Genomic DNA, 15,099 nt, shown 5'->3' with positions numbered 1-15,099 from the left:
TACATATATTTATTGCGCCATTTTAATACAGGACGATTCACAAATGGATCAACACCACACTATCGACTATCGACTCCTAGTAGATAATTTAACGACTGCCATTTTATTGGTCGATAGTAAGCTTAATATTTTTTATTTGAACTCCGCTTGTGAAGCGTTATTTGATGTCAGCTTACTCCGTGCATCAGGTCAACCTATCTTAAATTTACTGCATGCCCACGATGATACCTTTAATACCCACGAAGCTTTACTCAACACATTAGAAAGTGGACAGCATTACACACGTCGTGAAGCGGTAATCAATGTAAATTTCAAACCGATTCATGTGGATTATACAGTTTCACAGCTTAATACAGGAAAGAGCTACCATCCCCTGTTATTGATTGAGCTAAACCCAATTGATCGGATGCTAAAAATTTCCAAGGAAGAAAATCTGGTTCAGCAGCATCAGGTTGCCCGCCAACTAGTTCGCGGCGTGGCACATGAAATTAAAAATCCTTTAGCGGGCATTCGTGGTGCAACACAATTACTTGCTCGCAGCTTAAATGATGAAAGCTATCGTGAGTTTACCGACATTATTATTAGTGAAGTAGATCGCTTAACCAATCTAGCAGATACCATGCTTGGTTCACGTCAATTACCAAGCTATGAGCTAGTTAATGTGCATGAACCTTTAGAGCGCGTTCGTTCACTTATTGTCAATCAAACGAAGAAAAAAATTAAGATTACTCGTGATTACGACCTGTCTTTACCTGATGTGATGGCTGACCGTGATCAACTGATTCAAGTCATGCTGAATATCAGCGTAAATGCTGTGCAAGCAATGACTGAAAATAAAGATTTTTTTGTCGATTCAGAACCAGAGCTGATTTTAAGAACGCGCATTCAACGCTTAGTCACAATTAACGGTGTTCTAAATCGCTCATCGATAAGAATTGATATTGAAGACAATGGACCAGGTGTTCCAGAAAGTATATTAGAGTCGGTATTTTACCCGCTTGTGACTGGACGAGCGAAAGGTACAGGACTTGGCCTCAGTATTGCGCAAAACATCATGCATCAACATAACGGAATGATCGAATGTCAATCCGTTCCAGGAAAAACCGTATTTAGCTTATATCTACCTTGGGAGTCAGACCGTGTCACGAAATAAAATTTGGGTAATTGATGATGATCGTGCCATGCGTTGGGTACTCGAAAAAACTTTTAAAGAAGAAGGTTTTGACGTTACCAATTTTGAAGAAGCACAAACAGCGCTGGAACGTTTACATGATGATGCCCCTGATGTCATTTTGACTGATATTCGCATGCCTGGGATTGATGGTTTAACTTTTCTGTCTAAAGTAAAGAATACCCATCCTGACCTACCTGTGATTATCATGACCGCCCACTCTGATTTGGAGTCAGCGGTATCAAGTTACCAGACTGGTGCTTTTGAGTACCTGCCAAAGCCTTTTGATATTGATGAGGCACTGGCATTGGTCAATCGTGCCATTTTGCATATCACCAAGCTTCAACAGCAGGAAGCCAGCAAAGCGGCGGCGGCTGCACCATTAAAATCCACTGAGATTATCGGTGAATCACCTGCAATGCAGGAAGTGTTCCGTGCCATTGGACGTTTATCACAATCGCATATTACTGTATTGATTAATGGTGAATCTGGTACAGGCAAAGAGCTGGTGGCCCATGCACTGCACAAACATTCGCCTCGCCGTGCCAAACCTTTTATTGCGCTGAATATGGCGGCAATTCCAAAAGACTTGATTGAAACCGAGTTGTTTGGTCACGAAAAAGGTGCATTTACAGGTGCAAACACCCAGCATCAAGGACGTTTTGAACAAGCCAATGGCGGTACATTATTCCTGGATGAAATTGGTGATATGCCATTTGAAACCCAGACACGTCTACTCCGTGTGCTTGCGGATGGTGAATTCTATCGTGTTGGTGGACATATTCCAGTAAAAGTAGATGTGCGCATTGTGGCGGCAACCCATCAGGACCTGGAAAAGCTGGTTAATGAAGGACGTTTCCGCGAAGACTTGTATCATCGTCTCAACGTAATCCGTATTCACATTCCTAAACTTGCCCATCGTAGTGAAGACATTCCAATGCTGGCACAGCACTTTCTGGCACGTGCAGGCAAGGAACTTGGCGTAAGTCCCAAAATCCTACGCACTGAAACAACGGATTATATGCAACAGCTACCGTGGCCAGGCAACGTTCGCCAACTAGAAAACACCTGTCGCTGGCTTACCGTGATGATTACGGGTCGCGATGTTTATCCTGAAGATTTACCCGCAGAACTTAAACAAGTCTCAATCCAAAAAACAACAAGTGATGCCGTGCAGCCAACAGCGACCAGCCCAGCAATGGTTGAACGCATTGCCGTCCACCATTGGGATGAGTTGTTGGGCCAATGGGCTATTCAAAAACTCAAAAATGGTGAAATGAAAATTCTGGATATCGCAACACCGATGTTTGAACGCACATTGATTAATGCCGCACTCCAACAAACACGTGGACGTAAACGTCATGCTGCTGAGCTTTTGGGTTGGGGACGCAATACCCTAACACGTAAACTCAAGGAGCTTGGCATGGATTCATCTGAAGATGATGATGACGAGGAAATTCGTTCAGCCTAAAAGACTAAGCCATTAAAAAAGCGAGCAAATCATGTCTCGCTTTTTTATTATCAGGAGGATTTGCAACACTCATCAACTTCATAGCCATACAATGTATATGGTTTTTGCTATAATACAGATCACTCAACCCACTTCTCTTGAATATAATGACTGATATTTGTTACCCAAGTTGCGAACAGCCTCAAACTCGCCGTGGACAGGAACGTCGTCTTGCCTTGCTCATTTGTGCAACCGATTTATTTCTGGAACGTGGTTATGATGCTGTTTCTCTGGATGATATTGTCAATCATGCGAGTGGATCAAAAACGTCTATCTATAAATATTTCGGCAATAAAGAAGGCTTGTTTACCGCCATTTGTGATTATCGGCGAGAAGTTTTTTTCAAGGGGGTTTGCGTACCCTATATTCCAGAAAAGATTGATCTCAAAAACTATCTAAACCAGACCTTGATCCGTTTTTATCAACATATCATAAAGCCCGAGAACATTGCCTTTATGCGTCTGTTCACAGAGCAAACTCAAAAAGATATACAATTAGCGCACTATTTTTATGACCAATGTGCTTTAAATATACAGAATACGATTGCATTTGCTTTAGGTCAGGCAAACGACCTCAATGCAATATACTGCTCTAACCCCCATTTCTCCGCCATGATGTATTTCGGAATTTTACGTGATGTGGAATGGCGACTTTTAATGGGTTTAGAAGTATCAGCAAATGACGCTGAAATAACTGATTATATTAATTATTCCGTTGATTTATTCTTAAAAGCTCATCAAAAAGTCTAATTCTTTTGCATTTTCCTGCGCGTATAGTATAGTAGTCAATTCTTTTTTATTCACCACTCGTCAAACAACAATTAATTATTGTTTTTATTCAATAATTATTGTGGGAGTAGCTATGGCGCTTCGGCATTTCCTAACTTTACGTGACCTATCCTCATTAGAACTGCAACGCATTTTAGATCGTGCGCAAGAACTCAAGCGTATGCAGCACAGCAATACGGTATATCAACCTTTTGTTGGTAAAGTTTTAGGAATGATTTTTGAAAAGTCGAGTACACGTACCCGTATTTCTTTTGAAGCAGGCATCTGCCAGTTTGGGGGTAATGCGATTTTTCTTTCGCCACGTGACACCCAACTGGGTCGCGGTGAGCCAATTGAAGATTCTGCCCGCGTAATATCAAGCATGCTTGATATTGTGATGATCCGTACTTTTGGGCATGACATCGTAGAGCGTTTTGCTTCTTATTCTAAAGTACCTGTCATTAACGGTCTTACGGATGATCACCACCCTTGCCAGTTACTTGCTGATTTACAAACCTATCAGGAACATCGTGGCAGCATTGCAGGCAAGACAGTAGCCTGGATTGGTGACGGTAACAATATGTGCAACTCTTATGTTGAAGCGGCACATCTGATGGGTTTTAAACTCAAGATCGCCTCTCCTGAGGGTTATGAGCCAAAACCTGAGTTTCTTGCCGAGTTTGCTGACTGTGTGGAAGTGTTCAACAAGGCTGAAGATGCAGCGGTTAATGCAGACCTGATCGTAACAGATGTTTGGGCAAGCATGGGGCAAGAAGAAGAACAAAAGCTTCGTGAAAAAGCATTTGCTGATTTCCAAGTGAATGAAAAATTGATGGATCTGGCTCATCCAGATTGTTTATTTATGCATTGCTTACCCGCACACCGCGGCGAAGAAATTTCTGAACACATGCTGGACCATAAAAATGCAGTGGTCTGGGATGAAGCGGAAAATCGTTTGCATGCTCAAAAGGCATTAATGGAATTCCTGCTCAATGAGAATTTAAACAAAGACTAAATACAAAAAACAGCATCCTCATGATGCTGTTTTTATTTATCCAATCTAAATTGAACACTGAAATAAAAACACTTATAGTAAAGCCAGCATTTTAAAAATAAGTTTCTCATATCATGAGAACTTCAATCATTGTATAGCGAACCTTATGACTTCACTCGAACAAGCTTTATCTCAGATACCGGGTTTTTCTTTGGTGCATGAGCACCTGTTTAGCTCTGCCCAACCCTCAGTTGAGCAGTTGCAGCAGATTAAAGAATATGGTTGTAGTACAGTCATTAACCTTGCGACGAGTAAGTCTGAAAATCACTTATCCCAACAGGATCAAATTTGTCTGGGTTTGGGGCTAAACTATATTCATATCCCCATTGACTGGGATATTCCCTGCTCAGAACAGTGTCTTTTTATTTTGGATTTAATTGACCATCTGGTTCAAAATAAAATTGTCTGGTTACATTGTGCCCAGAATATGCGTGTCAGTTGCTTGATGTATTTATATCGGCAGTTTTATATGAATATTGATTTACCTATTGCCCAAGAGTTGCTTCATCAAATCTGGGAACCGAATGAGACCTGGACAGGCCTGATTCACAGCATTAGCTTACAACTGCAAGGTCGTAAAGCAACACAGGAATTACAGCAGTCATTGATCAATGCAGATCATTTTGCCTGATGGGAAACAAGCACTGTTGCCATTGCCAGAATGCCTTCCTGACGGCCAGTAAAACCTAGTTTTTCAGTTGTGGTCGCCTTAATACTAATTTGTGTAACATCCACATTCATGACATCTGCGATGCTTTGACGCATCTCCAGATTATGTTTGGCAAGTTTTGGCCGTTCGCAGGCCACAGTAATGTCAGCATTATTGAGATGATAACCACGATCTAAAATCAACTGATATACATGCTTAAGCAATACCCGACTATCTGCACCCTTATATTCTGGGTCAGTGTCAGGGAAATACTGCCCTATATCCCCTAAAGCCAATGCGCCCAATAATGCATCACACAATGCATGCAGCACCACATCTCCATCAGAATGGGCTTTTAAACCATGTGTGTGGGGAATCTGAATACCCGCCAAGGTAACAAAGCTGCCTTCTTCAAAAGCATGTACATCCATTCCCTGTCCAATACGAATGTGAGCAACCATATGATTTTCCTTTTACAATATACTGAACAAATCTTGTATTCTGGCTTTCTATTTCGCTATAGTACATTGAGCAAATTAGACTGAAAGTATGCGTCATTATGCTGTTGAATACGGTAAGAAATCAATTAAAGAACGTCGGTTATATCATCACATTGAGTTGTTTTTGCTCAACATTTACATTTGCGAAATCAATCGATTGCTCAGATCGTACACTTACCCTTAAAAAGATATGTTCCAAGCAATATGATGAACAGCGAATTAAACTCAACAATAAGTTTTTAACTGCTTATTTGGTGACCGATGCCCCCTTACAGCTATTACATGATACCCAGAGATTATGGTTAAAACAGTTACAGCAATGCAAATCTAAAACCTGCTATCAACAACAGTTTGAATTGCGTTTGGATGACCTGAATTTTTATACCTCAATGAACCAGAAGCTAACCCAGCATTATCTAAAATATGAACAGGGAAAATTAGCCGCTCAACCCATTCATTTACAGATTCATCAACTGGATAAAGACAAGCTTAAAATTGAGGGTATTGCTTATCGCAACCCAAACAATCGGCTGGAAACCCAAATATTGTCATTGCTTGCCTACAGTACACCTGAACAAAAAAATCAGATCACTGATAATGAAAAGAAATGCCAATATCAGTTTGATTTTCAAAAGGCCTTACTGATTGTTAAAACAGATCAAAAAGGCTGCGAACGTTTTACAGGCATCTACCGTTTATATGACTAAACTTGAATGATTGAATTTCAAAAGCCGATGTTTTTATACATCGGCTTTTATTCTTTAATAGGCAGAGGTAACGCCTGTAATTCCTGCACCGATGACAACAATATGAGGCATAGTAAACTCCTTGAAATGCAAGGAATTTCATAATAAGCAATATATAGCAATTAGCAAAATATAAGCTACACTTGGATTTATTTGAGACTTCACTCATGCCTAAAATATATTCTGTAGATTTACGTGAAAAAGTCATGAAACATTATCATGATACTCACCATAAATGTAAGCGTCCGCTGAACACACCTTATGAATTTGTCCTATAAGCCTTAATTTAGTCCCCAGTTAAAAATAAGTGGGGACTTAAATTTATGACTACAAATAACCAGACATCCATCGCATCTCTTGCGAAGCGAAGAATTACTACCACACCGCTGGAAATCCGACCAAAATTAAAAAACAGCCATGGGGTTCAGCGGGCGCTTACAATTTACAAGCAAAATTAAAAAAAGCTCAGGGACTAGTTCCATGAGCTTTTTTTATCAATCTAATAATTTGTTTGATTTTACTTTGCAGCAGTTGCTTCAGTGGTAATATTGACAGTGATCTTATCTCCTACATTCGGCACGTAATTTCCGATGCCAAATGCAGAACGGTTAAATGATGTTGTGGCATTAAAGCCAATCGCTGGCACTTTCGCCATTGGGTGCTCGCCTTGTTTATTCAGCACAGCATCTAAAACCACAGGCTTTGTTACACCTTTAACAGTTAAATCACCCGTAATTTTGAAGTGTTTTTTGTCTTTAGTTTCGACTTTAGTGCTTTTAAAAGTGATATTCGGATACTTAGCAGCGTTAAACCAAGCTTCTTCCTGGAACTCTTTATCCAAGGCAGGCACATTGGTATTTACACTACTGATCGGAATAGTGACCTCAACAGAAGAATTCGCTGGTTTTGCATTATCAACTTTAATTACACCCTGAATATCAGTAAAATTCGCGCTTGGTGTAGAGAAACCAAAATGGTTCCAGCTAAATACAGTCGCTGTATGAGTTGGGTCAATCTTATAGTCTACTGGTGCCGCCAAAGTGACTGAACTTGCGATGGCAACTGCTAAACCGAGGCTTAATGTTTTAAACTGCATTTTTCGTATCCTTGTTTGATATGTTGTTTAGTTTATAGATCACATAATTTTATTCACCATTCTTTATAAAACGATATGTTTCACCAGTGCAACAATAAAAGCGTTACAGTTGTTACGTAAAACGAATATCATAAGACTATTCGGTACTATACATATTGTCGCTAGAACGACATCATCAATTGACATATTTTTATTCAAATTTTTAAAGATAAACAAAAAGGTAAAACATGACACATACAGCACAAGCACTCAGTACATCTACACCTTATCGCGTTTCGTTGACGGATTCTTCGGGTCATACTTGGTATGCAGATGAACCAGCAGATAAAGGTGGTCAAGATACTGCACCAAACCCAATTCAGTTACTCTTGTCTGCTTTAGGTGCATGTACAACCATTACTTTAGAGATGTATGCGAATCATAAAGGAATTAAGCTTGATCATGTTCAGGTCGATTTAGCTTTAAATCCCAATGCTGAACCTGAAGCAGGTCAAAACAACATTGAGCGCAAGATTACGCTAAAAGGTGAATTTACTGAAGAACAGCATAAACGCTTATTAAAAGTTGCGGAAAGTTGTCCTGTTCATAAATTATTAACGTCTAATATTTCGATTCAAACTGAACTTAGCATTTAATTTCATTCACAAAAAAAAGCGCCCTATTCAGGACGCTTTTTAACTATTAATTCAATTAAGCAGTCAACTCTTTAACCGCAGCAACAACTGCTTCAGTAGTAATACCGAAGAACTGGAACAAGTCTTTTGCTGGAGCAGATTCGCCGTAAGTGGTCATACCAATCACTTTGCCGTCTAAACCAACAAACTTCCACCAGTAATCCACATGAGCCGCTTCAACCGCTACACGCGCACGGATATGTGCAGGTAATACAGCTTCACGATATGCAGCATCTTGTTTCACAAACTCTTCAGCACATGGCATAGACACTACACGCACACCTTCAAGTTGTGCATACGCTTCCATTGCCAATGAAACTTCTGAACCTGTAGCAATAATGATTGCTTTCAACTCACCTTTTTCTTCAGCAAGTACATAACCACCTTTTGCAACGTTTTGAATTTGAGCTTCATTACGCACTTGGAATGGCAAGTTTTGACGAGAGAAAATTAACGCAGTCGGACCTTCTTTACGCTGAAGAGCAGATTTCCAAGAAACAGCCGCTTCAACCGTATCGCATGGACGCCAAGTATTTAAGTTTGGTGTACCACGTAACGATGCAATTTGTTCGATTGGTTGATGCGTAGGGCCATCTTCACCTAAACCAATTGAGTCATGTGTATAAACATGAATCACACGTTGCTTCATCAATGCTGACATACGTACTGCATTACGTGCATATTCCATAAACATCAAGAATGTTGCAACGTAAGGAACAAAACCACCGTGTAAAGCTACACCATTTGCGATTGCGGTCATACCGAATTCACGAACGCCGTAATACACGTAGTTACCCGCTGGATTTTCTTGTACGCCTTGGCAACCTTTCCAAAGTGTTAAGTTAGAGCCAGCCAAGTCAGCAGAACCACCTAATAATTCAGGCAGTAATGGACCGAATGCCTGTAAAGTATTTTGGCTTGCTTTACGAGTTGCAATGGTTTCAGCTTTTGCATTGGTTTCAGCAATGAATGCATCAGCTTGTGCAGCAAATTCTGCTGGTAAGTCGCCATTGATACGACGTAATAATTCAGCCGCTTCAGTTGGATATTTTGCTTGATATTCAGCAAATAATTCATTCCAAGCGGTTTCAGATGCTTGACCTTTTGCTTTTGCATCCCAAGCAGCATAAACATCTTCAGGAATAACAAATGCGTCTTCTTTCCAGCCTAATGCTTCACGTGTTAAAGCAATTTCGTCTTTGCCCAGTGGCGCACCGTGGCAATCTTCTTTACCTTGTTTGTTTGGTGAGCCTAAACCAATAATCGTTTTACAGATAATAATTGTTGGCTTATTGCTTTCAGCTTTCGCTTCAACAGTTGCTTGACGAATCGCATCAGCATCATGACCGTCTACACGAAGCACTTGCCAGCCATAAGCTTTGAAACGTTGCTCAGTATCATCACTAAACCAACCTTCTACTTCACCATCAATTGAAATCCCGTTGTCATCGTAGTAAGCAATCAACTTACCAAGACCTAAAGTACCTGCAAGTGAACATACTTCGTGCGAAATACCTTCCATCAAGCAGCCATCACCCAAGAAGCAATAAGTGAAGTGATCAACAACGTTTAAACCATTTTTGTTAAATTGCGCAGCTAAAGTTCTTTCAGCTAAAGCAAAACCAACAGCATTGGCAATCCCCTGACCCAATGGACCTGTTGTGGTTTCGATACCAGGTGCATAACCCAATTCTGGATGACCTGGAGTTTTAGAGTGTAATTGACGGAACTGTTTTAAATCTTCAATAGATAATTCATAACCCGTCAAATGCAATAACGCATATTGCAACATTGAGCCGTGACCATTAGACAATACAAAGCGGTCACGGTTCACCCATTGAGGGTTACTTGGGTTATGATTTAAAAATTCGCGCCAAACTACGTCAGCGATATCTGCCATCCCCATTGGAGCACCAGGATGCCCTGAGTTTGCTTGTTGCACAGCATCCATAGCCAAGACACGAATTGCATTTGCAATACGGCGTTCATTTAAAGGGGTTGTCATAAGTCAGAATCCGATTAAATCAATAAGATGTAGAGAAGATGAGAAATCATCTTTCAAAAACTGCGACTATTGTCTTAAAAAAACAAGATGGGGTAAAGTGCAATACACGATATTTCTTATATTTTGATCATTCAAATACAATTCTTTATATAAATGCTCACCATCTAAACAACCACTAAAATACATTCATTCCAATATGAAAATTTACAATTCAGGAAAACTTTATTAATTAAAGCATTAATATTAGTTTTACTGATACGCATATCAATAAAAACACAATGAAAATGAAATAAATTCATGCATTTTAGTCAGCTTATGCTAGTCCTATCCGCCAAGTCGATGTAACATACTCTGTCTTTTTGAAAATAACCATGATAGGACGTTCATGCGCGAGTATGCTGTTTTTACTTCAGAATCTGTAAGCGAAGGTCATCCAGACAAAATGGCTGACCAAATTAGTGATGCTATTTTAGATGCAATCCTAAAAGAAGACCCGTATGCGCGTGTCGCTTGTGAAACATTAGTAAAAACAGGTGCGGTTGTTCTTGCTGGTGAAATTACAACGACAGCAAATGTCGACTTTGAAGCAATTGTGCGTCAAACCGTAAATGGTATTGGCTATCATCACTCTGATTTAGGTTTCGACGGATCAACTTGTGCCGTGATCAATATGATTGGTAAACAATCTCCAGAGATTGCTCAAGGTGTTGACCGTCAAAAACCTGAAGATCAAGGTGCTGGCGACCAAGGCTTAATGTTCGGTTATGCAAGCCGTGAGACAGATGTACTCATGCCTGCCCCAATTTCTTATGCGCACCGTTTAATGGAGCGTCAAGCAGAATTACGCCGTTCAGGTGCTTTACCTTGGTTACGTCCAGATGCAAAAAGCCAAGTTACCTTTGCTTATGAAAATGGTATGCCAGTTCGTTTAGATGCAGTTGTATTATCAACTCAGCACGATCCTGAAATTAGTCAAGCTAACTTAAAAGAAGCTGTGATTGAAGAAATCGTAAAACCGATTATTCCTGCTGAAATGTTCCATGCAGGTACAAAATTCCATATCAATCCAACAGGTATGTTTGTGATTGGTGGTCCTGTAGGTGACTGTGGTCTAACTGGTCGTAAGATTATTGTCGATACTTATGGCGGTATGGCACGTCATGGTGGCGGTGCTTTCTCTGGTAAAGATCCATCAAAAGTTGACCGTTCTGCAGCCTATGCAGGTCGTTATGTTGCGAAAAATATTGTTGCTGCAGGTCTTGCTGACAAATGTGAAATTCAGGTGAGTTATGCAATCGGTGTTGCAGAGCCAACCTCCATTTCAATCAATACATTCAATACAGGCAAAGTTTCAGATGAGTTGATTATTCAATTGGTTCGTGAACACTTTGATTTACGTCCATACGGTATCACCCGCATGTTGAACCTGATCCAACCGATGTATAAGCAAACTGCTGCGTATGGCCACTTTGGTCGTGAGGGTTCAGACACTGCATTTACATGGGAAAAAACCGATAAGGTTGATGTGTTAAAAGATGCAGCTGGACTGTAACGTCTTACCTCATTTTAAAAGCTCGCTCATCGCGAGCTTTTTTATGCTCTCCTCACCTATGTCCTAAAATTTACATTGGGAACTATATTATTTTGATCTTGCACAGCATTTGCTAAAATACAATTTCAATCATTTCGGATACATGGTTATGACTCAATTGATCAACAAGGGTGGATTTCGCGAACGTGCAAACCGCACTCGTAAATACAAACAATCTGAAAATGAATTAACGACACTGGTTCCAAACCAATATCGTGCTGGTTTAAAAGAAACAGACCAACATACCCAGCCAGAGCAAAAAAAGGACAGCCCATCTAAAAATGAGGCATAAAAAAGCACACTGTTTGAAAGTGTGCCTTTATTAAAATCAACGCTAATTAATTCACATCTTTAAATTCAATTTTCTTTTGCTCAGGTTTCACTTCACGCGCTTCCCCGTCAATCACAGTTGAATCACGATATTGCCCGCCACCTTGCTGATTTTGCATCTCCTGCATTTGACGCATAAGATCAGCAAATGGATTCTGTCTACCAGCCGCACCGCTACCCATTCCACCCATCATTTGGTCCATCAGGGCTTGTTGACGCTTGGCCATCGTTTTCATGAGCGCGTTGCGGAAAGCAGTTTGAACGGCTGGGATAAGTACCAATACAGCCAGTACATCGGAAATCAAACCTGGTAACATTAGCAGAAAACCAGACATCGCAATTGCCAGCTTCTTGGTTACTGCTGGATCACTCCCAAGCTGTCCAGTCATCTGCATTTGCTGTAATTGCGGCATAATGTTGGAGGTGCTTGAGCGAACAAGGTTCAGACCAATGAAAAATGCAATGATGAACCAGAAAAAGACATACCACATACTTCCAACGAGGTCGCCCACGCCAATCCATACTAAAACTTCAGCAATTGTGCCAAATACCACGATAAGAAGTAGAGTCATTTCAAATCTCAAAATTAAAAACTTGTGCAAAAAACTGGTCAATTAGGCTGACACAATACATAAAATGAATTCAATAAATAAGTTGATGGGTACTTTTTTCAATTTATCAAGTGCTGTTAGTGTGAGCTGCATAAAAAAGCTCCCAATTAAATCATCACTAATTGAGAGCTTAGGCTTTCTCTAAAGATCAACCACAGTTTGCATTGCTGATTTTTTTAGTTTGTGGATCAATGGTCACCGTCACACGATTTTCCCGATAATCCATTGTGACTGGTTGGTTTGGCCCAACACTACGAACAATTTCAGATTTGGTTTTTTGCTTGATTTGTTCTTCACTTAAACCTGACTGGCCAATCAATTTTCGTGCTTCATCCGCCAAGCATTTCGGTTGATTAGCACGGAAGAATTCCCATTCTTCAACAATCTGACCATTGGCCAACTTACAATAGCCAACCTGACCATTGGCTTCATTTCTGATCTCTAACTGACCACCCTGCTCTACACAAAACTTGCTTGCTGGATTTACCATACCAATTTTTGGTGGAGTGAGTTCTTTATTTGGAGTAGATGAACACGCTGTAAGTGAAGTCAGGATTAAACCTAAAAATAAAAATTTTTTCATAAGTTTATATTCTTGCAAAAATGTAAAGATAACAAATAAATCAAAATTATTATGTCTATTATTTGAAGCAAAACAGCGTCTATTGAATGATAATGTACTCGACACGAATTGCCTCATCCACTAAATAATGATCTTTAATCAGATAAAAATAAGGTTTATCTCTGATCCATTCATCCATCTCTAAAATGGCGTGGGTGTATCCTGTGATCGCTAAAAAATCTTTTGTGCCGATTGCATCCATAGGCTTATCCTTTTCCTCACGGTGCTTATTTTGGTGTAGCAGCATTAGTTGCAGCCGAATTGGCAGGAAAACAACGTAGAGCAACTGCGATTGCACAAGTAATGATGGGACTCACCCTTGCCAATGTGATTGGTGTTCCTATTGCAACTTGGCTTGGTCAGCAATTTGGTTGGAAATCTGGTTTTGAGTTTTCTGCCGTCCTTGCCTTTATTACTTTAATCGGTGTCAGCCTTTTCGCGCCCAATATTCCACTTCAAAAGACAGCCAGTATTAAAGCAGAATTGGCAGGCCTAAAAAACATCAATATATGGTTAACGCTGGCTGTTGGTGCAATCGGTTTTGGCGGCATGTTCTCTGTTTACAGTTATGTATCTCCAATTTTAACTGAGTATACCCATGCAGATATTCGTATAGTCCCGATTGCGCTAGCCATTTGGGGCGTTGGTATGGTGATTGGAGGTCTCGTTTCTGGTTGGCTGGCAGATAAAAGCCTATTTAAAACGATGATTGGAATTTTGGTGAGTTCTGCACTCGCCTTTGTACTTGCAAGTTTTATGATGTCTAATCTCTATACTGCGATTACAGCCTTATTTATGATTGGTTTCACTGTGATTGGGTTAGGTGGTGCATTACAAACACATTTAATGGACATCGCAGACGATGCACAAACATTAGCGGCATCATTAAATCATTCTGCATTTAATTTAGCCAATGCCTTAGGTACATTTCTTGGAGGATGGGTACTTAGCCATAATATGGGTTGGTTAGCACCGATCTGGGTTGGGTTTGTACTAAGTTTAGGGGGACTAGCAATTTTATTAATTGCACTGGCTTATGCTAAATACACTCAAAAAAATCAATCTGCCGTGTCTTAACGGCAGATTTATTCATTGATTAAGATCAATTCATCAGCTTTGCAATTTGTCGGTCATGCCATTTGGACAGCAATAGCAAGGCAGTTATTACTCCAATTAAGGCAAAGAACATATCAGACTGGGTATCCCATTCATATCCCTGAGTTCCTAAAAACTCCTCCGCCCCTTGCCCCATTACTAAAGCAGCAGCCCATTCAATCAGCTCATAGCTCGCACTAATCGCCAATACAATACAGATCACAATAAAAGTGAGCATTTTTCCTTTGATCAAAATCTGTTTTCTAAGCAGGATTTCCCGTGCAGCAATCGCAGGGACAAAGCCCTGCATAAAATGTCCAATCTTGTCATAAGGATTTCGATCTAAACCCAACCATTGAGCAATCTCAAAACCTAAAGGTACACGTGCATAGGTATATGCTCCACCAAGGATTAATACAATTGCATGCAAAAAAATTAGGCTATACAAGAGATTAGTTAATGGAAATCTTGAATAAGTTGCAAATAAGATGGGTAAAACGATGACAACAGGAACAACTTCCATCACCCATGTACCACGGTCAAATGGATGAATACCTGAAATGATTAAAATCAACATAAGAATAAATGCTGCACAACACAACATCAGTTTTTGACTCATATCAACTCCTCTAGATTTTATCATTTTTTCTTAACACGACTCGATTCTTAAAATTGATC

At 40.1% G+C, this 15,099-nt stretch carries 16 protein-coding genes and 1 pseudogene; 10 read left to right on the top strand and 7 right to left on the bottom strand.

The genetic code is table 11. From position 1 onward, the window contains the following. Positions 1-43 precede the first annotated feature (43 nt). From glnL to F973_RS03355, 5 genes are all read left to right on the top strand, one after another. Positions 44-1,153, top strand: coding sequence for a nitrogen regulation protein NR(II) (gene glnL / locus F973_RS03375; protein ID WP_004758138.1), 1,110 nt, complete (start codon positions 44-46; stop codon positions 1,151-1,153). Beyond that, positions 1,140-2,642: a nitrogen regulation protein NR(I) gene (gene glnG / locus F973_RS03370; RefSeq protein ID WP_004759992.1), complete on the top strand. Its 1,503-nt coding sequence runs from the start codon at positions 1,140-1,142 to the stop codon at positions 2,640-2,642. The genes glnL and glnG overlap by 14 nt, the downstream gene beginning before the upstream one ends. A gap of 146 nt (positions 2,643-2,788) precedes the next feature. Next, positions 2,789-3,430, top strand: coding sequence for a TetR/AcrR family transcriptional regulator (locus F973_RS03365; RefSeq protein ID WP_004759991.1), 642 nt, complete (start codon positions 2,789-2,791; stop codon positions 3,428-3,430). Between the two features lie 112 nt (positions 3,431-3,542). Next, positions 3,543-4,463: an ornithine carbamoyltransferase gene (gene argF, locus F973_RS03360; RefSeq protein WP_004758140.1), complete on the top strand. Its 921-nt coding sequence runs from the start codon at positions 3,543-3,545 to the stop codon at positions 4,461-4,463. A 145-nt stretch (positions 4,464-4,608) separates the two neighbouring features. Continuing rightward, positions 4,609-5,133 (top strand): protein tyrosine phosphatase family protein, encoded by a 525-nt coding sequence (locus F973_RS03355; protein ID WP_004680839.1) that lies wholly within the window; start codon positions 4,609-4,611, stop codon positions 5,131-5,133. Here F973_RS03355 and ispF read toward each other — a convergent pair. Then, a complete protein-coding gene (gene ispF, locus F973_RS03350) occupies positions 5,121-5,612 on the bottom strand; it encodes a 2-C-methyl-D-erythritol 2,4-cyclodiphosphate synthase (RefSeq protein WP_004680840.1) in 492 nt (163 codons plus the stop codon). The two genes, F973_RS03355 and ispF, sit on opposite strands and share 13 nt — an antisense overlap. A 98-nt stretch (positions 5,613-5,710) precedes the next feature. Here ispF and F973_RS03345 point away from each other — a divergent pair, with 98 nt between their 5' ends. After that, positions 5,711-6,358: an A1S_1983 family putative colistin resistance protein gene (locus tag F973_RS03345; protein ID WP_004758142.1), complete on the top strand. Its 648-nt coding sequence runs from the start codon at positions 5,711-5,713 to the stop codon at positions 6,356-6,358. A gap of 556 nt (positions 6,359-6,914) precedes the next feature. Here the strand turns inward: F973_RS03345 and F973_RS03340 are convergent. Next, positions 6,915-7,493, bottom strand: coding sequence for a YceI family protein (locus tag F973_RS03340; protein WP_004677637.1), 579 nt, complete (start codon positions 7,491-7,493; stop codon positions 6,915-6,917). Between the two features lie 227 nt (positions 7,494-7,720). Between F973_RS03340 and F973_RS03335 the strand changes: the two genes are divergently transcribed. After that, a complete protein-coding gene (locus F973_RS03335) occupies positions 7,721-8,128 on the top strand; it encodes an OsmC family protein (RefSeq protein WP_004680844.1) in 408 nt (135 codons plus the stop codon). Between the two features lie 55 nt (positions 8,129-8,183). On the opposite strand, the gene tkt is transcribed toward F973_RS03335, so the two are convergent. After that, entirely contained in the window at positions 8,184-10,172 is a 1,989-nt protein-coding gene (gene tkt / locus F973_RS03330) for a transketolase (protein ID WP_004759990.1), read from the bottom strand. A 385-nt stretch (positions 10,173-10,557) separates the two neighbouring features. Here tkt and metK point away from each other — a divergent pair, with 385 nt between their 5' ends. Then, entirely contained in the window at positions 10,558-11,724 is a 1,167-nt protein-coding gene (metK, locus tag F973_RS03325; protein ID WP_004758144.1) for a methionine adenosyltransferase, read from the top strand. A gap of 148 nt (positions 11,725-11,872) precedes the next feature. Continuing rightward, positions 11,873-12,055 carry a hypothetical protein gene (locus F973_RS03320; protein ID WP_004677645.1) on the top strand — a complete coding sequence of 61 codons (183 nt, stop codon included), beginning with the start codon at positions 11,873-11,875 and terminating at the stop codon, positions 12,053-12,055. A 46-nt stretch (positions 12,056-12,101) separates the two neighbouring features. Here F973_RS03320 and F973_RS03315 read toward each other — a convergent pair whose 3' ends face one another. The 3 genes from F973_RS03315 to F973_RS15005 form a co-directional block, all read right to left on the bottom strand. Beyond that, on the bottom strand, positions 12,102-12,665 hold the full coding sequence (locus tag F973_RS03315; RefSeq protein WP_004758145.1) for an FxsA family protein: 564 nt from the start codon (positions 12,663-12,665) through the stop codon (positions 12,102-12,104). Positions 12,666-12,852: 187 nt separating this feature from the next. Continuing rightward, a complete protein-coding gene (locus tag F973_RS03310; RefSeq protein WP_034432142.1) occupies positions 12,853-13,287 on the bottom strand; it encodes an I78 family peptidase inhibitor in 435 nt (144 codons plus the stop codon). A 79-nt stretch (positions 13,288-13,366) separates the two neighbouring features. Further along, a complete protein-coding gene (locus F973_RS15005) occupies positions 13,367-13,573 on the bottom strand; it encodes a hypothetical protein (protein WP_155756449.1) in 207 nt (68 codons plus the stop codon). On the opposite strand from F973_RS15005, the pseudogene F973_RS03305 reads away from it, so the two are divergent. After that, positions 13,540-14,403: pseudogene (locus F973_RS03305) on the top strand (MFS transporter); the annotation flags it as partial. The gene F973_RS15005 and the pseudogene F973_RS03305 sit on opposite strands and share 34 nt — an antisense overlap. A gap of 25 nt (positions 14,404-14,428) precedes the next feature. Here F973_RS03305 and F973_RS03300 read toward each other — a convergent pair. Then, positions 14,429-15,040, bottom strand: coding sequence for a DUF2238 domain-containing protein (locus F973_RS03300; RefSeq protein WP_004677657.1), 612 nt, complete (start codon positions 15,038-15,040; stop codon positions 14,429-14,431). Between the last annotated feature and the right edge of the window lie 59 nt (positions 15,041-15,099).

Source organism: Acinetobacter sp. CIP 102129 (genome assembly GCF_000368305.1).
GTDB lineage: Bacteria > Pseudomonadota > Gammaproteobacteria > Pseudomonadales > Moraxellaceae > Acinetobacter > Acinetobacter parvus.
The sequence above is the reverse complement of the archived record's forward strand: the minus strand, read 5'-3'. Positions and strand labels throughout refer to the sequence as shown.

Coding starts and splice junctions, on each gene's coding strand:
- argF (WP_004758140.1), top strand. CDS start 3,543: ATGGCGCTTCGGCATTTCCTAACTTTACGTGACCTATCCTCATTAGAA.
- F973_RS03355 (WP_004680839.1), top strand. CDS start 4,609: ATGACTTCACTCGAACAAGCTTTATCTCAGATACCGGGTTTTTCTTTG.
- tkt (WP_004759990.1), bottom strand. CDS start 10,172: ATGACAACCCCTTTAAATGAACGCCGTATTGCAAATGCAATTCGTGTC.
- F973_RS03335 (WP_004680844.1), top strand. CDS start 7,721: ATGACACATACAGCACAAGCACTCAGTACATCTACACCTTATCGCGTT.
- glnL (WP_004758138.1), top strand. CDS start 44: ATGGATCAACACCACACTATCGACTATCGACTCCTAGTAGATAATTTA.
- F973_RS03315 (WP_004758145.1), bottom strand. CDS start 12,665: ATGACTCTACTTCTTATCGTGGTATTTGGCACAATTGCTGAAGTTTTA.
- F973_RS03340 (WP_004677637.1), bottom strand. CDS start 7,493: ATGCAGTTTAAAACATTAAGCCTCGGTTTAGCAGTTGCCATCGCAAGT.
- F973_RS03320 (WP_004677645.1), top strand. CDS start 11,873: ATGACTCAATTGATCAACAAGGGTGGATTTCGCGAACGTGCAAACCGC.
- metK (WP_004758144.1), top strand. CDS start 10,558: ATGCGCGAGTATGCTGTTTTTACTTCAGAATCTGTAAGCGAAGGTCAT.
- F973_RS03310 (WP_034432142.1), bottom strand. CDS start 13,287: ATGAAAAAATTTTTATTTTTAGGTTTAATCCTGACTTCACTTACAGCG.
- F973_RS03345 (WP_004758142.1), top strand. CDS start 5,711: ATGCTGTTGAATACGGTAAGAAATCAATTAAAGAACGTCGGTTATATC.
- F973_RS15005 (WP_155756449.1), bottom strand. CDS start 13,573: ATGCTGCTACACCAAAATAAGCACCGTGAGGAAAAGGATAAGCCTATG.
- F973_RS03365 (WP_004759991.1), top strand. CDS start 2,789: ATGACTGATATTTGTTACCCAAGTTGCGAACAGCCTCAAACTCGCCGT.
- F973_RS03300 (WP_004677657.1), bottom strand. CDS start 15,040: ATGAGTCAAAAACTGATGTTGTGTTGTGCAGCATTTATTCTTATGTTG.
- ispF (WP_004680840.1), bottom strand. CDS start 5,612: ATGGTTGCTCACATTCGTATTGGACAGGGAATGGATGTACATGCTTTT.